General features: G+C 70.3%; 14 protein-coding genes. All 14 read right to left on the bottom strand.

Annotation, left to right across the window (positions count from 1 at the left end; translation table 11 throughout):
* Positions 1-175 precede the first annotated feature (175 nt).
* The 14 genes from trpA to dnaJ all read right to left on the bottom strand — a co-directional run bounded on the left by trpA (position 176) and on the right by dnaJ (position 20316).
* Positions 176-1054 (bottom strand): tryptophan synthase subunit alpha, encoded by an 879-nt coding sequence (trpA, locus tag BM070_RS08700; protein WP_434803179.1) that lies wholly within the window; start codon positions 1052-1054, stop codon positions 176-178.
* Entirely contained in the window at positions 1051-2319 is a 1269-nt protein-coding gene (gene trpB, locus BM070_RS08695; RefSeq protein WP_092939188.1) for a tryptophan synthase subunit beta, read from the bottom strand. The genes trpA and trpB overlap by 4 nt, the downstream gene beginning before the upstream one ends.
* Complete coding sequence (locus BM070_RS08690) at positions 2319-3098, bottom strand: phosphoribosylanthranilate isomerase (protein ID WP_092939187.1); 780 nt, start codon at positions 3096-3098, stop codon at positions 2319-2321. The genes trpB and BM070_RS08690 overlap by 1 nt, the downstream gene beginning before the upstream one ends.
* Positions 3095-3934 carry a tRNA pseudouridine(38-40) synthase TruA gene (gene truA / locus BM070_RS08685; protein WP_092939186.1) on the bottom strand — a complete coding sequence of 280 codons (840 nt, stop codon included), beginning with the start codon at positions 3932-3934 and terminating at the stop codon, positions 3095-3097. The genes BM070_RS08690 and truA overlap by 4 nt, the downstream gene beginning before the upstream one ends.
* A gap of 49 nt (positions 3935-3983) precedes the next feature.
* Positions 3984-6665 (bottom strand): motility hub landmark protein FimV, encoded by a 2682-nt coding sequence (locus tag BM070_RS08680; protein WP_092939185.1) that lies wholly within the window; start codon positions 6663-6665, stop codon positions 3984-3986.
* Positions 6666-6915: 250 nt separating this feature from the next.
* Positions 6916-8046, bottom strand: a complete 1131-nt coding sequence (asd, locus tag BM070_RS08675) for an aspartate-semialdehyde dehydrogenase (RefSeq protein WP_092939184.1) — start codon at positions 8044-8046, stop codon at positions 6916-6918.
* Between the two features lie 256 nt (positions 8047-8302).
* Positions 8303-13477 (bottom strand): RICIN domain-containing protein, encoded by a 5175-nt coding sequence (locus BM070_RS08670; RefSeq protein WP_092939183.1) that lies wholly within the window; start codon positions 13475-13477, stop codon positions 8303-8305.
* Entirely contained in the window at positions 13474-14127 is a 654-nt protein-coding gene (locus tag BM070_RS08665; protein WP_092939182.1) for an SCO family protein, read from the bottom strand. Before BM070_RS08665 ends, BM070_RS08670 begins: the two co-directional genes overlap by 4 nt.
* Positions 14128-14376: 249 nt before the next feature.
* Positions 14377-15450 (bottom strand): 3-isopropylmalate dehydrogenase, encoded by a 1074-nt coding sequence (gene leuB / locus BM070_RS08660; RefSeq protein WP_092939181.1) that lies wholly within the window; start codon positions 15448-15450, stop codon positions 14377-14379.
* 86 nt (positions 15451-15536) lie between these two features.
* On the bottom strand, positions 15537-16190 hold the full coding sequence (gene leuD / locus BM070_RS08655) for a 3-isopropylmalate dehydratase small subunit (RefSeq protein WP_092939180.1): 654 nt from the start codon (positions 16188-16190) through the stop codon (positions 15537-15539).
* Between the two features lie 34 nt (positions 16191-16224).
* A complete protein-coding gene (locus tag BM070_RS08650) occupies positions 16225-16350 on the bottom strand; it encodes an entericidin A/B family lipoprotein (protein ID WP_092939179.1) in 126 nt (41 codons plus the stop codon).
* 29 nt (positions 16351-16379) lie between these two features.
* Positions 16380-17801 carry a 3-isopropylmalate dehydratase large subunit gene (leuC, locus tag BM070_RS08645; protein WP_092939178.1) on the bottom strand — a complete coding sequence of 474 codons (1422 nt, stop codon included), beginning with the start codon at positions 17799-17801 and terminating at the stop codon, positions 16380-16382.
* Positions 17802-17858: 57 nt separating this feature from the next.
* Complete coding sequence (locus tag BM070_RS08640; RefSeq protein WP_092939177.1) at positions 17859-18848, bottom strand: LysR family transcriptional regulator; 990 nt, start codon at positions 18846-18848, stop codon at positions 17859-17861.
* Between the two features lie 328 nt (positions 18849-19176).
* Positions 19177-20316 (bottom strand): molecular chaperone DnaJ, encoded by a 1140-nt coding sequence (dnaJ, locus tag BM070_RS08635; protein WP_092939176.1) that lies wholly within the window; start codon positions 20314-20316, stop codon positions 19177-19179.
* Positions 20317-20381: the final 65 nt, after the last annotated feature.

Raw genomic sequence — 20381 nt, 5'->3', positions numbered from 1 at the left:
AATTCCTTTGACTGGGTATGAATGGGCCAGCGAGCGCAGCGTTCGATTGGGGCGCGGACCAGGCGCAGGCCGCCGCGCAAGGGCCGCCCCGACGCGCTGGCGGTGTCCCCCTTCCCGCGCCTTGGCGCGAGAGAAGGGGGAAGCGGCGAAGCCGCCCAGGGGGTAGCCTTCTATTCTATGCGTCGAGCGCCTTGCGGATGCCGCGCAGGAAGTCCACCGTCACGGCGACCACCTTCTCGTGCGGCTGCTCCTCGATCAGCTGGATGATGCGGCTGCCGATGACCACCGCGTCGGCCACGCGGCCGATGGCCTGGGCCGTGGCCGCGTCGCGGATGCCGAAGCCCACGCCCACCGGGATCTCGTCGCCCAGCTGCCGCCGGATGCGCGGCAGCATGGCCTCGACGGCGGCGGTGTCGAGCGCGCCCGAGCCCGTCACGCCCTTGAGCGAGACGTAATAGACATAGCCGCTGGCCACGCGCGCCACCTGCCGCATGCGCTCTTCGGTGCTGGTGGGGGCCAAGAGGAAGATCAGGTCCATGCCGTGCGCGCGCAGGCTGGCGGCGAAGGCCTCGCATTCCTCGGGCGGGTAATCGACGATGAGCACGCCATCGACGCCGGCCGCTGCCGCATCGCGCACGAAGGCGCCCGCGCCGTGGCGCTGGTCGTAGCGCTCCACCGGGTTGGCGTAGCCCATCAGCACCACGGGCGTGGCCTGGTTGCGCTGGCGGAAGACGCGCACGTGTTCGAGCACCTGTGCCATGCCGATGCCCAGCGCCAGTGCCTTTTCGCCGGCCTTCTGGATGACGGGGCCGTCGGCCATGGGGTCGGAGAAGGGCACGCCCAGCTCGATCACGTCGGCACCGGCCTCGACCATGCCGTGCATCAGCGCGGGCGTGATGTCGGCGAACGGAAAGCCGGCCGTGACGTAGGGAATCAGCGCCTTGCGGCCCTGCTGGCGCAGGGCGGCGAAGGTGGTGGCGATACGGTTGCGCGGCGCGGCCGGGGCTGCGGCGCCGGTGGCTGCGGTGGCAATGTGGTTGGCGGGGGCGTTCATGCTGCGGGCCCTCCCTTGACGGTATGGCCCCGCATGGAGGGGCGGTCGTAGAAATCCGCGCCGGAGAGGTCGGCCACCGTGCCGATGTCCTTGTCGCCGCGGCCGGAGAGGTTCACCAGGATGGACTGGTCGGGCCGCATGGTGGGCGCCAGCTGCATGGCATAGGCCATGGCGTGGCTGGATTCGAGCGCGGGGATGATGCCTTCGGTGCGGCAGAGGGCGTGGAAGGCCTCCAGCGCCTGGCGGTCGGTCACGCCCACGTATTCGGCGCGGCCGAGTTCCTGCAGCCAGGCGTGCTCGGGGCCGACGCCGGGGTAGTCCAGGCCGGCGCTGATGCTGTGCGTCTCGGTGATCTGGCCGTTGTCGTCCTGCAGGATGAAGGTGCGGTTGCCGTGCAGCACGCCGGGGCTGCCGCGCTGCAGCGAGGCGGAATGCTTGCCGCTGTCCAGCCCTTCGCCGGCCGCCTCCACGCCGATCAGGCGCGTCTTCGGGTACGGGATGTAGGGGTGGAAGATGCCCATGGCATTGCTGCCGCCGCCCACGCAGGCGACCACCACGTCGGGCTGCTCGGAGGCGATGCGCTGGGCGGCCAGCAGCTCGGGCATCTGCGTGATGCATTCCTTGCCGATCACGCTCTGGAAGTCGCGCACCATCATCGGGTAGGGGTGCGGGCCCGCCACCGTGCCGATGATGTAGAAGGTGTTGTCCACGTTCGCCACCCAGTCGCGCATGGCTTCGTTGAGCGCATCCTTCAGCGTGCGGCTGCCGGATTCGACCGGCACCACCGTGGCGCCCAGCAGCTTCATGCGGTAGACGTTGGGGCTCTGGCGCTTGACGTCTTCCGCGCCCATGTACACCACGCATTCCAGGCCGTAGCGGGCGCAGATGGTGGCTGTGGCCACGCCGTGCTGGCCGGCGCCGGTTTCGGCGATCACGCGGGGCTTGCCCATGCGCTTGGCGAGCATGGCCTGGCCGATCACGTTGTTGATCTTGTGCGCGCCCGTGTGGTTGAGGTCTTCGCGCTTGAGGAAGATCTGCGCGCCGCCCAGCTCGCGGCTGGTGCGCGCCGCGTGATAGACGGGCGAGGGCCGGCCGACGAAGTGCGCCAGTTCGTAGTGGAATTCGGCGAGGAATTCCGGGTCGTGCTGATAGCGCGCGTAGGCGTCCTTCAGCTCGTTGATGGCATGCGTCAGCGTCTCGCTGACGAAGCTGCCGCCGTAGGTGCCGAAATGGCCCGCGGCATCGGGAAAGGAATAGTCAGACATCAGAGGATGGAAGGTGCAGGGGCTGCATCGGCCGCGCGCACGGCGGCGATGAAGCGGTGGATCTTGTCGGCGTCCTTGACGCCCCGGATGGGCTTGCCGTCGGGGCCGTCGGCTTCGACGCCGGAGGAGACGTCAACGGCCAGCGTCTTGCAGCGCGGCCGTACCTGCCAGATGCCATCGGTCACGTTTGCAGGCGTGAGTCCACCAGACAAAACGAGGTGAGAGCCGACGCTTGGAGGCAGGAGTGACCAATTGAATGCCTTGCCGCCGCCGCCATAGCCTTCGACGTGGGCGTCGAGCAATATGGCCTGGGCGTGAGAGTGATCGAGCGCGTATTTTACGAGGTCGAAGCGCGCCGCGCCGTCGCCCAGGGGAATACGCGCCGCGCGCAGGTAGGGGCGGGCGCCGCCGCCGGTGGCCGCCAGGCAATCTTCGGGCGTTTCATCGCCATGGAATTGCAGCGTAGCGCCCGGAATCAGTGCGCTGGTAGCTATGATTTTGGGAGCGGACTCGTTCACGAACAGCAGCACCGGCGTGACGAAGGGCGGCAGCCGCCGGGCCAGCTGTGCGGCGCGCTCGGGCGTGACGGCCCGGGGGCTGGGTGCGTAGAGCACGAAGCCGATGGCATCGGCCCCTGCCGCGACGGCCGCATCGACGTCTTCCTCGCGCGTCAGCCCGCAGATCTTGACGCGGGTGCGCGCTGCGGGCGGGGCGGGGAGCGGGGAAGGGTGTCCGGAGAGGGCGGGGGCGTGGGGGAGTGGGCTGCCGGCAGAGGTCATGGCAGCCAATCATACGCAGCCGCATGCGAGGGCAGGCCCCATGCGGCGTCGTACGACGGCCCGACGAAATACAGCCCGTCGGGCGAGAAGGTGGGCGCCGCCGCATCGCGCGAAAGCGCGTCGCGCACGCTGCGCATCCACTCCGGTGGGCGGTCGCCGCGGCCGATGGCGATCAGGCAGCCCATGATGTTGCGGATCATGTGGTGCAGGAAGGCATTGCCCTCGAACTCGAAGCGCCAATAGCCGGGCGCCCAGCCGTGCGGGCCGCTGACGGAGCCCGCTGCGCCCTGCGCTGGCGCCGTGCTGCGGCAGGTGATGTCGATGCGGCGCAGCGTCTTGATGGGCGACTTGGCCTGGCAGGCCGAGGCGCGGAACGAGGTGAAGTCGTGCTCGCCCAGCAGGTGCTGCGCTGCCTCGCGCATGGCGTCGCCGTCGAGCGGGTGGAACACCCAGCCCACGCGGCCGGCCTCCACGCCGGGTTTGACGGGCGACTGCAGCAGCACGTAGGCATAGCGCCGGGCGATGGCGCTGGCGCGGGCGTGGAAGGTGTCCGGCACGGGCTGCGCCCATTGCACGGAGATGTCGGCCGGCAGAAAGGTGTTGGTGCCGCGCACCCAGGAAAAAGGCGTGCGGTCCAGCGGCGTGTCGAAATGCACGACCTGCATCAGGCCGTGCACGCCGGCATCGGTGCGGCCGGCGCACATCGTCGCCACCGGCTGGGTGGCGAAGCGGGTGAGCGCGGCCTCCAGCCGGTCCTGCACCGTGTTGCCCGAAGGCTGGCTCTGCCAGCCGTTGTAGGCCTGCCCGTTGTAGCCCACTCCGAGGGCGATCCTCATGGCGCGGCTCCCGCACGAGGGGAGCGGGCGCCGCTCGCGAGCCGGCCCATCAGCCGATATCTGCCAGCAGGCGTTGCGCCCGGGCCTTCAATTCGCCCGAGGATTCGGCGATCACTTCCTCGATCAGCGTTCGCGCGCCTTCGCTGTCGCCGATGGCGTTGAACTCTTCCGCCAGGGCCAGCTTGGTCGCCAGCGGGTCGTCCGCCGCCGTTTCACCGTCAGCGGCCGGCGCGGCGGCCTCGCTGGCGGGCGCGGCTTCGGCCGAGGCGTTCGCGTTGGGCAGGTCGAGGTCGAGCGACAGATCGCCCAGGTCGAATTCGCGGGGCTCCTGCGGAGCGGCGGCGGCATCCGGCGCCGTGCCGGGCGCGTCGTCGAGCATGGTCAGATCGCTGGCCGAGAAGTCGGGCGGGTCGATGCGCTCGTCGTCCGCTGCGGCGCTGGCCGGGGCACGGCTCTGCGGATCGGCGGGCATTTCGAAGCCGCTCAGGTCCAGGTCGGGCAAGGACGGCGGGGCTGGCGGGGTTTCGGGCTCGGCCGTGGCGCCGGCTGCCGCTGCGGCGGCCTGCGCGAAGGACGAGGCCGGGGGCGGCGCCGCGGGCGCCTCGGCGGCGGGCGGGGCTTCGCTGAGCGCGTCGCCGCTCAGGTCGAGGTCAATGTCCAGGTCGTCGTCGGACGTCTCTGCCGGGGCAGGGGCCGGGGCTGCCGGTGCGGGCGCTTCCGCCTGCGCCAGCCCGGCGGCTAAGGCCGCGCCGGCCAGAGCGGTGGCGAAGGCGCCCGGTGCCACGGCATCCGGCGCCGGAGAGGCGCTGGCCTCGGCGGCGGCCGGAGCAGCCTCTTGGTAGAGGCTGTTGTCGGGGTCGATGCTGCGGCCCTGTTCGGCCACGCGGTTCCAGTCGGGGCCCTGGCCGTTCGTCAGGCGCAGCACGTCGCGCGCCGCGCTCTCGAACGCCTTGCGGTCCTGCCGCTTGGCATAGATGTCGGCCAGCTTGGCGGGAATGGCGACGCGCTCGGGATGGTGGCGCGCGGCTTCCTTGAGGATTTCCTCGGCCTGCAGGTCGCGGCCGTAGGCCAGGTACACGTCGGCTTCGGCCACCGGGTCCACATCGCCGCCGGCATCGAGCTGGCTGGGCGAATAGGCCAGCGACGAATTGGCGCCTCCGCCGTTGGAAGTGTCCACGCGCTCGCCGCCGCTGGCGCCGAAGAACGAGTCGGGCGGCACGCGGCTTTCCAGGAAGGCGCTGTCGGCGGCCTGGGCGCGGCGCCGCTTGGCAGCGCGCCAGCCCCCGTAGCCCAGCAGGGCCAGGATGATGGCCAGCGCGGCGCCGGGCGCGAGCGGTTCTTCCATCATGGTGGAGAGGAAGCTCGGCTGCTCCGCCGCATCGGCCGGGGGCACTGCGGCGGCGGGGCTGCTGGCCGGCGCCGACGCGGCCGCCTGGGCTGCAGAGGCAGCGCTGGCCGGAGCCGAGGCGGAATCCGCTGCCGCAGAGGCGGCCGCAGCCGCTGCGCTGGCGGCAGGCTGCGGCGCGGTGGTGCTCAGGCCCGCCTTGGCTTCGTCGTTCGGGGCCGAGGCCGATGCGGCGGGTGCCGCTGCGGCCGCACTGGCAGCGCCGGCCGCCGGAGAGGCTGCGCTCAGCTTGTTCAGGTCGGAGATGTTCTTGGACAGCTCGGCCATGCGGGCCGATGCCTCGTGGGCCTGCTTGTCCTTGGCGAGCTGTTCTTCGGCCCGGCTGGCCTGCACGCCGCCCTTGGAGAGGGTGAGCTTGTCGGGCGCGGCGGTGGCTGCCTTGCGGTCTTCGACCTGGGTCTGCACCGAGCCGCTGGCCGAACGGTCGGCGGCGGCCACTTCGGCCTTGGGGGCGGCTGCGGCCAGGCGGCGGCGGAATTCGTTGAAGTCGCGGCTTTGCGCGGCGATGATCTGGCGCGCTTCGGCGGGCGGGGTGGCCTGAGCCTGCGCCTCGTCGGGCAGTTGCAGCACGGCGCCGGCGCGCACGCGGTTCACGTTGCCGCGGATGAACGCCTCGGGGTTGGCGCGCATCATCGCCACCAGCATCTGGTCGAGCGACACGCCCGCCGGCCGGTTGGCGCTGGCGATGCGGCCGGCCGTGTCGCCGGGGCGCACGACCACTTCGTCGGGGGCGGGGCTCGCGGCCTGACGCGGGGCGGCAGGCGCGGCCGAGGGCTGCGGGCGTGCCGCCGGGGCGGGGGCCGGTGCCGCTGCCGCCCGCGGCTGGGGTTGGGGCGCGGGCCGGGCTGCCGCCGCGGGGCTGGCAGCGGGCGGGGCCGTCACCTGGGCGGCCGCCGTCACGGCCGGCGCCGGGCGCCGCAGCGACGGGGGATCGAACAGCATCGTGTAGCTGCGCACGACGCGGCCGGCGTTCCACGAGGCATCGATCACCAGATCGACGAAGGGGTCGTTGATGGGGCGGTCGCTGCTCAGGCGCAGCGCCATGCTGCCGTCGGAGCGCCGTTCTAGCGCCACGTTCACGCCGTTGAGCGTGGGCGAATATTCGAGGCCCTGCGCGCGGAAGACGTCGGGCGTGGCCAGGGAGGCGCGCAGCGATTCGGCTTCGGCGGGGGTGATCTGGGGCAGGTCGATGTCGGCCCGCAGGGGTTCGCCCAGGGCGGACTGGACGCTGACGCGGCCCAGCGTCAGAGCGGAGGCATCGGGGGCATGCAGGCCGGCAAGGCAGATAGCCGCAGCGGCCAGGGCGGAAAGTTTCCAACGATGCATGGGGGCTCTAGCGATGAGGTTGGCGCCCATGCCGGCAGGCAGGGGCTCGGCCGGGAGGAGCTAAGCGCCCTCACGGGCACGTGAAAAGTATGAAAAATACCATAGCATCAATGCCTCGCAGTGACAAGCTAGGCGCCCCGGGTGACGGCGCCGTGCCGTCGTGCCGTGAGCGCCCTGCCTGCCCGGCCTGCCTCCGGGCCCCTGGTGCCCTGCGGCGCGCAGTGCTGCGGCGGCAGGGCGGGCGCGGCCATCAGGCGTCCAGCAGGATGCGCAGCATGCGGCGCAGCGGCTCGGCAGCGCCCCACAGCAGCTGGTCGCCGATGGTGAAGGCGCCGATGTACTCGGGGCCCATCGCCAGTTCGCGGATGCGGCCGACCGGGATGGTCATGGTGCCGGTGACGGCCACGGGCGTGAGGTCCTTGAGCGTGGCTTCGCGCGTGTTGGGCACGACCTTCACCCATTCGTTGTCGGCGGCGATCATGGCTTCGATATCGGCCACGGGCACGGCCTTCTTCAGCTTGAAGGTCAGCGCCTGGCTGTGGCAGCGCATGGCGCCCACGCGCACGCAGAAGCCATCGACCGGCACGGCCTGCGAGCCGAAGCCTTCGCCCTGGCCGAGGATCTTGTTGGTCTCGGCCATGCCCTTCCACTCTTCCTTGGACATGCCGTTGCCCAGGTCCTTGTCGATCCAGGGGATCAGGCTGCCGCCCAGGGGCACGCCGAAGTTGGCGGTTTCGCTGGCCGAGAGGCTGCGCTGCTTGGCGATGACCTTGCGGTCGATCTCCAGGATCGCGCTCTTGGGGTCGTCCAGCAGGGCGCGCACTTCGGCGTTGAGCGTGCCGTATTGCGTGAGCAGCTCGCGCATGTGCTGCGCGCCGCCGCCGCTGGCCGCCTGGTAGGTCTGGGTGCTCATCCACTCGACCAGGCCGGCCTTGTAGAGCGCGCCCACGCCCATCAGCATGCAGCTGACGGTGCAGTTGCCGCCGACCCAGTTCTTGCCGCCCTTGGCCAGCGCGTCCTTGATGACGGGCATGTTGACCGGGTCGAGCACGATGACGGCGTCGTCATTCATGCGCAGGGTGGAAGCGGCGTCGATCCAGTGGCCGTTCCAGCCGGCAGCGCGCAGCTTGGGGAAGACTTCGGTGGTGTAGTCGCCGCCCTGGGCGGTGAGGATGATGTCGCAGCGCTTGAGGGCTTCGATGTCGAAGGCGTCCTGCAGCGTGGTTTCGTTCTTCGCCTGTGCGGGGGCCTTGCCGCCGGCGTTGGACGTGGAGAAGAACATGGGCTCGATCAGCGCGAAGTCGCCTTCGGCCTGCATGCGATCCATGAGAACAGAGCCGACCATGCCGCGCCAGCCGACCAGACCTACCAACTTGCTCATTTTCAACACCCCTACTCAGTTACGAAGAAACAATGCCCGACCGGGGACTGTTCCTGCCCGGCTCGTCTGGGCCAGGAGGGGCGCACGACGATACCGGAGCTGGATCAGCCCTTAATGGTCGTGGTTTTGGTGGTGATTGCGCGCACGGCCCCGCCAGCCAGGGCGGCGGTGGCGAAGTTCAGGGTGAACGAGCGGGCGGCAAACATGGGTGCGGATTATAGCGAGGCGGGGCCTGGGCTCCGCCTCGCTGCGCGCGTCATCGGCCCAGTTTCCAGCGCTGGTTGGGCGCGTCCAGGCGCGTCCACTGGTGGGCGACGGCGCCATCGGCCTGGGAAACGCCGCGCACGTCCAGCACCTTGCCACTGTTGACGTTGGTCAGGACGTAGCTGCCGTCTGCCTGGCGCTGGAAGGCCCAGTTCTGCGCCGCGCTCAGGTTGGCCAGCGCCTGCACCGTCGGCACGCCATCGTCCAGGCCGCCGCCCTGGGCTTGCAGGCGCATGCCGGGCTGGTGCGTGGGGGCCAGGGTGAAGAAGCCTTCGGCCGTGGGCGTCACGATCCAGCGCTGGTTGGCGCCGCCCCAGTCGGGCCACTGGAAGACGGCGGCGCCCGCTGCGGCCGAGGCGCCCGCCACGTCGAGCACCTTGCCGCTGTGCTGGGCCGCCAGCGTGAAGATGCCGGCCGGGATGCCGTTCGGGCTCACGGGCTCGATGCGCCAGTGCTGGTTGAGGCCGTCCATCCAGGTCCATTGATGCACTGCCGCACCAGCGGCCATGGAGATGCCGGCCACGTCGAGCACCTTGCCGCTTTGCTGGTTCGTGACCCTGAAGCTGCCATCGGCCAGCGGATCGAGCTTCCAGCGCTGGCAGGCCGTGCCGCTGGCTGCGGCCTGCTGGGCCCTGGCGCCGTCGCCCGCGCCGCAGCCGACCACTTCCAGCATCTGGCCGCTGTGCTGCGGGCTCAGGGTGTAGCTGCCGTCGCCCTGGCGGGCGAGCTGCCAGCGCTGGTCGTCGGTGCCCGAGAAGGGCCACTGCAGCGCGCCCGTGCCCGCCGCCGTGTTGGCGCCGTCCACGGCCAGCACCTGGTTGCTGTGCTGGGCCACCAGCCGGTACACGCCGTTGGGCAGCGTGCGGGGCGGGGCCGGGTCGCGGGCATCGATGCTGCGCAGGTAGGCCGCCAGATTGTCCAGATCGGTGCCGCCCACCGCATTGCCGGCATGCGCCGCCACGGCGGCCTGCAGCGTGGGGGCGCTGCCGTCGTGCAGCCAGGGGCCGGTGGCCCAGACGCCGCGCAGCGTGGGCACGTTGAGCCCGGCCAGGGGCGCGCCCAGCCGGTTGCCGCTGGCGGCCTTGAGCGTGCCGACATTGCGCATGCCGCCTGCGAGGCTGCTGGAGCCGAAGCCGGTTCCGCCATGGCAGCTGGCGCAGTTGGCCGCGTTGAACACGGCCTGGCCGGCGAGGGCGGCGGCGGTCAGCGTGCCATCGGCGTTGCGCTCCGGGCTGGTGTCTGCCGTGGCCAGCGAGTTCACGTACGCGGCCAGTGCGTCGAGATCGGCGCTGATGCCGGCCTTCTTGTCGCCCAGGGGCTGGCTGCGGGTGCCGGTGTTGAAGTCGGCATCGCTCATGAGGCCGGAGCCGCCGGCCAGCAGGCGGATCTGCGCCTCGAAGTCCTGCACCTCGTCGAAGTTGCCGCTCCAGTGCAGCAGGCCTTGGCCCTGGCGGGCGTGGCCGTGCAGGGTGCTGGTGTTGCGCAGGCCTTCGCCCAGGCTGCTCAGATCCCAGGTGCGGCCGTCGTGGCCGCCGTCGTTGTGGCAGCTGGCGCAGCTCATGTAGGCATCGCGCGCCAGCCGGGTATCGCGTGCGTCGTAGAAGAGCTGCTTGCCGCGCAGCACCTGGGCCGAGAGCTTTTCGTTGCCGATGGCGGCCATGGTGCCCAGCGGGTTCGCGCGCGGCTGGCCGTAGCGCGTGAGCGGCGCGAGGTCGATCACGCCGATGCTGCGGCCCATGAAGTTCTGCACGTAGAGGCGCTGGTTGTCCGCCGACACGGCCAGGGCCTGCGGGGCGAGGCCGACCTCGATGCGGAAGAGGCGCGCGCCGGTGCGGGCGTCGGCCACCTCCACCTGGCGGGCGGTTTCCAGCGCCACGAAGAGGTAGGAGCCCGTGGCGTCGTACACGGCGGCGCTGGCCAGGCTGGCGTTGTCGTGGTCGATGCGGGCGGCATAGACCTCGGCCTGCTGCGATAGATCGATCTTTGAGCTGATCGCGCGCACGGTGTTCTCGAAGTTGAGGGGGCTGCCGTTGCGCAGACCGCCGCGCAGGATGTTGTCCTGCTTGGACGGCACCCAGGCCGTCGTGCCGTCGGGCGAGATCACGGCCGCGCCCAGGTAGTTGGGCACGCCGGCGCCGCCGATCTCTGTGTCGGTCTTGTCGCTGTGGCGCAGCGTGATGCTGCGGGCCACCGCGAAGCGCGCGGTATCGACCACCGCCACCACGCCGCCGGCCGCGCCAGCATCCACCCGCGCGGTGGATTCGCCGGGCTGCGGCGGCGTGATGAAGCGCGACACCAGCAGCGTGGCGCCGTCGCCGGTGAGGGACAGATGCCGCGGGCTGCTGCCCACGGCCAGCTGGCCCTGCACGGTGCCGCTGGCCGCATCGAGCTTCAGCACCTGGCCGGAGGCTTCCAGCGCGAGGTAGGCGCTGCCGCCCTGGGCGAACACCAGCCCGTGCGGCTGCGATGCGGGCGGCAGGGCGATGGTCTGCACCACGGCGGGCGCAGCGGTGTCGATGACGCTGACGGAAGCGTCGGCCTTGTTGACCACCCACAGCCGGCCGTCGGGCGCCAGCGCGAGGCTGCGGGGCGAGCGGCCCACGGCGATTTCGGCCGTGCGCGTGCGGGCGTCGGTGTCGAACAGGCTGACCGTGTCGGTGTCGGGGTTGGCCGCCCAGAGGCGCTGGCCGCCGCCGCGGCTTTCCAGCAGCAGGGCGCTGGAGGCGCGCGGCGCGTTCGCGGTGGGCGCGCCATAAACGGCCTGCATGAAGGTCTGGGCGCTGGTGCGGCCCGTGGCGTCGCGGGTGGTCAGCGTGACCGTGTACAGGCCCGGCGCGCCGAAGCCATGGTCGATGGCGCTGGTGTTGGAGAAGGCGGTGGGCGCCGTGCCATCGCCGAAATCCCAGCTAAAGCTCAGGCCCGATGCATCCAGGCCCGGGTTGTAGCGGGCGGTGCCGTTGGCTGCGATGGCGGGGACCTGGCCGGTCGAGGCCGCGACGCGGGCGCCCGTGCCGTCCCCGGCCTCCATGCGGCGTGGCTGGAAGCTCGCGCTGGTGATGAAGCCGGCGTCGTTGCCCTGCGGGTCCACCCACAGCTCGCCATTGCGATGGCGCAGCACGGAGCCGGGAAAGTTCTTCGGGCGCAGCGTAATGCCGCTGCCTGCCAGGCCGGCTTCGGGGCAGAAGGTGGCGTCGGCCCGGGTGAGCGCCGCGCCATCGTCGGGGCTCAGGCGCAGCCGGAAGTTCTGGTGGCGCAGGTACTGGCCCGGCACGGCCAACGATTCGAGCGACAGGCAGGCCGCGTCGGCCAGCCCCTGGCGCACGATGAAGCGCGTGTTGTCGGGCGCTGCCGCGGGGGCCGCCGCCAGCACGCCGAGCTGGCCGGCACCGGTGGCGATGGCCTGGCCTTGCGCGGCGCCCATCGCGTCGAACACTTGCGTCGAGCCGGGCGTGAGCGTGGGCACGCCGTTCATGCCGATGGCGATGGTGACCGCCCGCGAAGGTACGCCTTGCGCGTCGAGCACCGCCAGCTGGTAGTAGCCGGGGGGCGCCAGGTTGGCGTTGGCGGGCAGCGCGATGGACAGGCGGTTGCCGTCGCGCGTGAAGCTCAGTTCCTGGAAGCGCTGGGTGCTGTTGAACGCATGGGTGACCATGCCGCTCGCGGTCAGCGTCACGCGGGCCACGGCGGCGCCGTCCTTGACGTCGGCCAGCGCGGTGGCGCCCCAGCCGAAGCTGGTGGCGCTGACGGCCGTGACCACGGGGCGCGGCGCGAGCCGCGCGGCGCCGTTGGCGGCCTGGAAGAGGTAGGGCGGATAGAAGACTTCCGCGTTGAGGTTGTTCACCGGCCCGGGCGCGCCGCCGCCGGTGGACAGCACCGTGCCGTTGGGCAGGAGCAGCGCGGCGGAGTGGTACACGCGCACCTGGGCGGCGCTGGCGGCCAGGGTCCAGGCACCGCTGGCGGGCTTCCAGATCTCGGCGGCGAAGACGGCATCGCCGCCGCCGTTGTTGCCGTAGCGCGTGCCGCCCGTGGCGACCACGTTGCCGTCGGGCAGCACGGTCAGGTTGGGGAAGCGCCGCGCATAGGCCATGGCCGCCGTTTCCTTCACCACGGGCTTGCCGCCGGTGAAGTCCACCACCGTGGCCTTGTTGCTCGCGGGCAGGGCGTCGCCGTTGTAGCCGCCGTTGCCGCCGGCCTGCAGCACCTTGCCGGGCGCGAACATCGCGGCGCTGCTGGTGGCGCCGACGTTGACCGGCACCCTGGCCGAGGGCGCGCTCTTGAAGGCGCCATAGACCGTCACCTGGCCCGCGCCGTTGTTGGCGTTGACGTCCAGGGCCCACAGGCGCTCGGCCGAGATGCCGGCCACCAGCCCGCTGGGCATGACCCAGGCGCGCGGGTAGGAGCCGCGCAGATAGTCGGGGCCGAACGCATCGCGGCTGCGCGCGCCCGTCAGGCTGCGCCAGCCCGTACCCTGGGTGTAGATCTCGGGCGTCATCGAGATCGTGCCGTTGGCGATGGCGGCATCGGGGTTGTTCTGCATGTCCTCGGCGTACGGGTCCATGCCGCCCAGCATGACCTGGCGTCCGTCGGGCAGGGCCAGCATGGTGCCGTACCAGCGCTGGTCGGCCAGCTGGAAGCGGTCGGCCGTGCCGGCGCCGCTGGCCGGGGCGAAGAGCGAGGTGTCCAGCGGGGAATTGCCGCCCGTGACCATGAGCGTGCCGTCGGGCCGCCAGGCAGCGGCCCCGCAGAAGCTGTTGACGCGGTCGGCGTCGAAGCTGGTGGTGTGGCTGGCGGGTGCGAAGCCCAGCGCGGGGTTCCACACGTCGGAGGTCCTGCCGTCCTGCAGGTCGGCGCGGCCCTGGGGCGTGCCGTAGGTCAGCACGCGGCCATCGGGCAGCAGCGCCGCGTGCAGGCCGTTCATGGGCCAGTCCTGCGTCTTCGACCACATGCCACGCGTGGGCGCGTCGGCGGGGATGTCCAGGTTCTGCAGCAGCGTGTCCTGCACTTCGGCGATCGGCACGGCCAGCGCCGCAGCGTCGGCCTTGGCTCTCATGCCCGGAGACGCCGCATCGTCGCCGCCGCCCCCGCAGGCGGCGAGCAGCAGTGCCGACAGGCTTGCTGCCGCCCAGCGGGCACGGCTGCGCAAGAGAGAGGATGGGGAGGCGGTCATGGCAGGGATGCGGCCGCGGTGGTGGCGGCTGCGTGAGGGATGTCGTTATGAGGGTGCCGCGGGCCGGAAGCGGTCTGCCGGGCCTGGGCGAGCTGCGTGATTTCCGCGACCAGCCGGGCGTGATCGACCGGCCAGCCGCCGTAGCGCTGCACTAGTGCTCCGCTGGCGTCGTAAAGCCACAGGGCGGTGCGGTGATCGGCGGGCGTGGGTTGCGGCGTGCGGCGCAGGTCGAACGCCGCCATGCGGTCTGTGAACTGTTGCACCTGCGCGGGCGCGCCCGTCACGAAGCGCCAGCCGGGCTGGTCGGCGCCCAGGCGTGCGGCGAAGCGGGCCAGCGCCTGCGGGGTGTCGGCCAGCGGATCGACCGTGACCGACACCAGTTGCAGCTGCGCCCGGGCGCTCGCCGGCAACGCGGCGCGCATTGCGACCAGTTCGTGTATTTGCGGCGGGCAGGTGGACGAGCAGCCCGTGAAGACGAAGTGCAGCAGCACCGGCTTGCCGCGCAGCGTCTGCGCAGTGAGTGGCTGCTGCCGGTGGTCGATGAAGCGCAGGCCCGCCATGGGGGCGGGTTGTGCTGCCACCATGCCCGACACCAGCGGCAGGCAGAACCATGCGGCAAGCCGGGTTGTTTTGGTAAAAGTTTTTGACATTGTGGTTTCAATAGCTAATTGCTATGAATACGCAAAATGTAACATGTAGCCTCAAGGATGTAAATTTCTGCGGGCCACCTGTCGTTGGCCTGTCGCTTCATGGACACGCGCTCCAGCCGCCCAGCCCTTGGCGGACTTCGCGGCGTGCTCCGCCTGGCGGAAATGAAAAACGGCCCCGAAGGGCCGTCTCGTCGTGTGGTGGACCGGCGGGGCGCCGGTCTTCAAGAAGCGGAGTGCGGAGCGTTGGCCTCAGGCGGCCAGCGCCTTCACCACGGCGTCGCCCATCTGCGCGGTGCCGACCTTGGTCGTGCCTTCGCTCCAGATGTCGGGCGTGCGCAGGCCTTGCTGCAGCACCTTCTGCACGGCGGCTTCGATGCGCTGGGCGGCGGCTTCCTGGTTCAGGCTGAAGCGCAGCATCATCGCGGCGCTGAGGATGGTGGCCAGCGGGTTGGCCACGCCCTTGCCGGCGATGTCGGGCGCGCTGCCGTGGCTGGGCTCGTAGAGGCCCTGGTTCTTCGCGTTCAGGCTGGCCGAGGGCAGCATGCCGATGGAGCCGGTGAGCATGGAGGCTTCGTCCGAGAGGATGTCGCCGAACATGTTGCCCGTCACCACCACGTCGAAGGCCTTGGGCTTCTTGACCAGCTGCATGGCGGCGTTGTCCACGTACATGTGCTCCAGCTCCACGTCGGGGTATTCCTTGTGCACGTCGGTGACTACGTCCTTCCAGAACTGGAAGGTCTCCAGCACGTTGGCCTTGTCCACGCTGGTGACCTTCTTGCTGCGCTTGCGCGCGGCCTGGAAGGCGACGTGGGCGATGCGTTCGATCTCCGGGCGGCTGTAGCGCATGGTGTCGAAGGCTTCCTCGGCGCCGGGGAAGTGGCCGTCCACGGCCGTGCGGCGGCCGCGTGGCTGGCCGAAGTAGATGTCGCCCGTCAGCTCGCGGATGATGAGGATGTCCAGGCCCGCGATCAGCTCCGGCTTGAGGCTGGAGGCGCCCACCAGCTGCTCGTAGCAGATGGCGGGGCGGAAGTTGGCGAAGAGGCCCAGGTGCTTGCGCAGGCCCAGGATGGCCTGCTCGGGGCGCAGCGGGCGGTCGAGCTTGTCGTACTTCCAGTCGCCCACGGCGCCGAACAGGATGGCGTCGGACTGCTGGGCGAGCTTCAGGGTCGATTCGGGCAGCGGGTGGCCGTGGGCCTCGTAGGCGGCGCCGCCGACCAGGGCGGATTCCATCTCGAAGGGCAGGTCGAGCGCTTCGAGCACCTTGACGGCCTCCGCCACGATTTCGGTGCCGATGCCGTCGCCCGGCAGAACTGCGATTTTCATGCTTTGCTTCTCTTTCTATAGCTGGTTGCGCCCATCTGGCGGGCGCTCAGGGCCGGTTTGGCCTGTGGATTGCCGTTGTGTCCGCGTCAGCTCGCCATGGTGTGGGCCAGCCAGGGCTTGGTGGCCAGGCGCTCGGCCTCGAAGGCCTTGATCTTCTCGGACTGGCGCAGGGTGAGGCCGATGTCGTCGAAGCCGTTGAGCAGGCAGTACTTGCGGAAGGCGTTCACCTCGAACGGGATCTCCTCGCCCTGCGGGCGCACGATGACCTGGCGCTCCAGGTCCACCGTCAGCTCGTAGCCGGGGAAGGCGTGCACCGCGTCGAACAGCTCGGAGACCGTGGCCTCGGGCAGCACGATGGGCAGCAGGCCGTTCTTGAAGCTGTTGTTGAAGAAGATGTCGGCGAAGCTCGGCGCGATGATGGCGCGAAAGCCGTACTGGTCCAGCGCCCAGGGCGCGTGCTCGCGGCTGGAGCCGCAGCCGAAGTTCTTGCGCGCCAGCAGGATGGAGGCGCCCGCGTAGCGCGGTTGGTTCAGCACGAAGTCCGGGTTGGGCTTGCGGGCCGATTCCGGCACGCCGGGCTGGCCGGGCTGGTCCAGGTAGCGCCATTCGTCGAACAGGTTGGGGCCGAAGCCGGTCTTCTTGATCGACTTGAGGAACTGCTTGGGGATGATGGCGTCGGTATCGACGTTCTCGCGGTCCATGGGGGCCACGAGGCCTTTGTGGAGGGTGAATTTCTGCATGGCGGGTGTCCGTTGCGGTTCGGTTCGGATCGGATTACTTGGCGGCGCGCTCGATGGCGCTGCCGGCGCGCTGCACGTCCTGGCCCATGCCCTTGACGGTGTTGCAGCCGGCCAGCAGCGTGGCCAGGGCCAGCGCGAACAAGGCGGTGAAGGTCTTCACGGCGGATTCCTGCGGGTGGTGGCTGGCGTTCAGGCGAACTTGCGGATGTCCACGAAGTGCCCGTGCACGGCCGCTGCGGCGGCCATGGCGGGGCTGACCAGGTGGGTGCGCCCGCCCGCGCCCTGGCGGCCTTCGAAGTTGCGGTTGCTGGTGGAGGCGCAGCGCTCGCCGGGCTCCAGGCGGTCGGCGTTCATGGCCAGGCACATGGAGCAGCCGGGCTCGCGCCACTCGAAGCCTGCGGCCTTGAAGACCAGGTCCAGGCCTTCGCGCTCGGCCTGTTCCTTCACCAGGCCCGAGCCGGGCACGACCATCGCGACCTTGATGTTCTTGGCCACTTTCTGGCCGAGCTTCTTCACTACGGCGGCGGCTTCGCGCATGTCTTCGATGCGGCTGTTGGTGCAGCTGCCGATGAAGACCTTGTCCACGAAGATGTCGGCCAGCGGCTTGCCGGGTTCCAGGGCCATGTAGGTCAGCGCGCGCTCGATGGCGCCGCGCTTGTTCGGGTCCTTTTCCTTGTCGGGGTCGGGCACGATGGCATCCACGCCCAGCACCATCTCGGGCGAGGTGCCCCAGGTGACCTGCGGCACGATGTCGGCGCCGTTGAGCGTGACCACGGTGTCGAACTGCGCGTCGGCATCGGAGTGCAGCGTCTTCCAGTAGGCCACGGCCTGGTCCCATTCCACGCCGGTGGGCGAGAGCGGGCGGCCCTTGACGTAGTCGATGGTCTTGTCGTCCACCCCCACCAGCCCGGCGCGGGCGCCGGCCTCGATGGCCATGTTGCAGACCGTCATGCGGCCTTCCATGCTGAGCGCGCGGATGGCGGGGCCTGCGAATTCGATGGTGTAGCCCGTGCCGCCGGCCGTGCCGATCTTGCCGATGATGGCCAGCACGATGTCCTTGGCCGTCACGCCGGGCGCGACCTGGCCGTCCACGCGGATCAGCATGTTCTTGGCCTTCTTGGCCAGCAGGGTCTGGGTGGCCATCACGTGCTCGACTTCGCTGGTGCCGATGCCGTGCGCCAGCGCGCCGAACGCGCCGTGCGTGCTGGTGTGGCTGTCGCCGCAGACCACGGTCATGCCGGGCAGGGTGGCGCCGTTCTCGGGGCCGATCACGTGGACGATGCCTTGCCGCTTGCTCAGGAACGGGAAGAAGGCGGCGGCGCCCACTTCGGCGATGTTCTTGTCCAGCGTGGTGATCTGTTCCTTGCTGATGGGGTCGGCGATGCCGTCATAGCCCCGCTCCCAGCCGGTGGTGGGCGTGTTGTGGTCGGCCGTGGCGACGATGGAGCTCACGCGCCAGACCTTGCGGCCGGCCTGGCGGATGCCTTCGAACGCCTGGGGGCTGGTCACTTCGTGCACCAGGTGGCGGTCGATGTAGAGGATGGCGGTGCCGTCCTCTTCGGTGTGGACGACGTGCTCGTCCCAGATCTTGTCGTACAGGGTGCGTCCCATGGCGGTCTCTTTTCTTGGCGTGGGGAAGGGGGAGGAAACGGAAAGGAAAGCGGGGGCCTACGGGCCGGTCGGTGCGGATTCTAGGAGCGCACCGGCCGCGCCGCCGGACGGTTGGGTTGCCAGTTGTTGCAGCGCGGTCAGGTGCTCGGCCAGCAGCCGGGCGGTGACGGGCAGGGCGTCGAAATCGCGCGCCACCAGCTGCAGCTGGCGCTCGGCCCAGGGCTCATGAAGCGGCACGGACTGCAGCCGGCCCACGCCCTGCATCAGGGTGAAGGCCCGGTCGGGCAGCAGGCCCACGCCCAGGCCGTTGTCGATCATGCGGCACATGGCGTCCAGCCCGGTGACCTGGATGCGCTGGCGCAGCGGGCGCGCGGCATGGGCGGCGGCCTGGCGCATCGCCAAGCTGATGCTGCTGCCGCCGTGCAGGCCGACGATGTCCCAGTCCAGCACCTCGCCGAAGGCCACGGCCTCGCGCGCGGCCAGCGGATGGCCGTGGGGCACGACCACCACCAGCCGGTCGCTGCGGTAGGGGCGCATCTGCAGGCCGTCGGCCGTGCCGGCGGCGGCGCCCGTGTGGCACACGCCCAGGTCGGCCGCGCCTTCGCGCACGGCGTGCAGCACGGCGGGGCTCAGGTGCTCCTGCAGGTCGATCTTGATCTGGCCGTGCAGGCGCGAGAAGGCGCCCAGGTCTTCGGGCAGGAACTGCACGATGGCCGAGATGTTGGAGTGCATGCGCACATGGCCGCGCACGCCGTCCGCGTATTCGCTGAGTTCGCCCTGCATGCGCTCCAGGCCGAAGAGCACGGTGCGGGCGTGGTGCAGCAGGCTTTCGCCGGCCGGCGTGAGCGTGACGCCCCGGCTGTGGCGGTAGAGCAGGGCGGTATCGACGGCGGTTTCCAGGTCCGAGAGCCGCTTGCTCACGGCTGAGGCTGCGATGAATTCACGCTCGGCCGCACGCCCGATGCTGCCCAGCTCGCAGACGGCCACGAACAGTTGCAGGGAGGTCAGATCGATGCGGCGCGCAAAACTGCGCTCGGAGCTTTTCATCGGGGTGCGGGGTGTTGTCGCTTCTCGTTCGGAGAAGAGGAGGGTATTTTCTTTCAAGGAAATCCCGCCTGCCATCGTGGATCGAGATGTCGTCCATCGCGATGGGATGGATATTGCGCTCTGGCCGGCGTTGTGGAATGGGGTGCCCGCTTGCCTCGTTCTGCCGTTTTTCAGGGTTCAAAAAGACGCCTTGCGCCCGTTAATCCTGCGTATGTAGCTATTAAAAGAATAGCAATAAGGTCGATTTTCCGCCTTGGCCGGGCAAAAAAAACCGCCCCGGGCCAGGGGCGCGGAGCGGTTTGTGCGGGGGAAGCGGGGGCTGGCCCGCTCAAGTGAACAGATTCTTCAGCCGGTCGGTCCAGCTCTCGCCGCTGGGCGAATGCTTGGCGCCGCCCTTCTTCAGCGAATCCTCCAGCTCGCGCAGCAGCTTGCGCTGGTGCTCGGTCAGCTTGACGGGCGTTTCGACCGCGATGTGGCAGTACAGGTCGCCCGGGTAGCTGGAGCGCACGCCCTTGATGCCCTTGCCGCGCAGGCGGAACTGCTTGCCGGCCTGGGTGCCTTCGGGAATGTCGATGGCCGCCTTGCCCTGCAGCGTGGGCACCTCGATCTCGCCGCCCAGCGCGGCGGTGATGAAGCTCACCGGCACCTGGCAGTGCAGGTCGTCGCCGTCGCGCTCGAAGATGTCGTGCTTCTTGATGCGGATCTCGATGTACAGGTCGCCCGGCGGGCCGCCGTTGGTGCCCGGCTCGCCGTTGCCCGTGCTGCGGATGCGCATGCCGTCGTCGATGCCGGCGGGGATCTTCACTTCCAGCGTCTTCTGCTTCTTGACCCGGCCCTGGCCGTGGCAGGTGGTGCAGGGCTCGGGAATGATCTTGCCCGTGCCGCGGCAGTGCGGGCAGGTCTGCTGCACGCTGAAGAAGCCCTGGCGCATCTGCACCGTGCCCGTGCCCTGGCAGGTACCGCAGGTCTTGGCGCTGGTGCCCGGCTTGGCGCCGCTGCCGTGGCAGGTGTCGCACGACTCCCACGACGGGATGCGGATCTGCGCCTCCTTGCCCTTGGCGGCCTCTTCCAGCGTGATGTCCATCGCGTAGCTCAGGTCGCTGCCGCGATAGACCTGCCGGCCGCCCGCGCCGCGTCCGCCGCGCTGCTGGCCGAACATGTCGCCGAAGATGTCGCCGAACGCCTCGGCGAAGCCGCCGAAGCCTTCGGCGCCGCCGCCCGGGCCGCGCATGTTCGGGTCCACGCCGGCATGGCCGTACTGGTCGTAGGCCGCGCGCTTTTGCGCGTCCGAGAGCATCTCGTAGGCCTCCTTGGCCTCCTTGAATTTCTCTTCGGCCGGCTTGGCGGCTTCACCCTGGTTGCGGTCAGGGTGGTGCTTCATCGCCAGCTTGCGATACGCCTTCTTGATCTCTTCGTCCGAGGCGTTCTTGGGAACGCCCAGCACTTCGTAATAGTCTCTCTTGGACATGTCTTTTCCAGCCTCGTTGGAACAGGAACGCCGCGCTGGCCCCTGTGGCGGGGCCTGGCGCGGCG

Origin of the sequence: Paracidovorax wautersii, assembly GCF_900113035.1 — a bacterium.
In the GTDB taxonomy this organism is placed as follows: Bacteria; Pseudomonadota; Gammaproteobacteria; order Burkholderiales; family Burkholderiaceae_C; genus Paracidovorax; species Paracidovorax wautersii.
The sequence above is the reverse complement of the archived record's forward strand: the minus strand, read 5'-3'. Positions and strand labels throughout refer to the sequence as shown.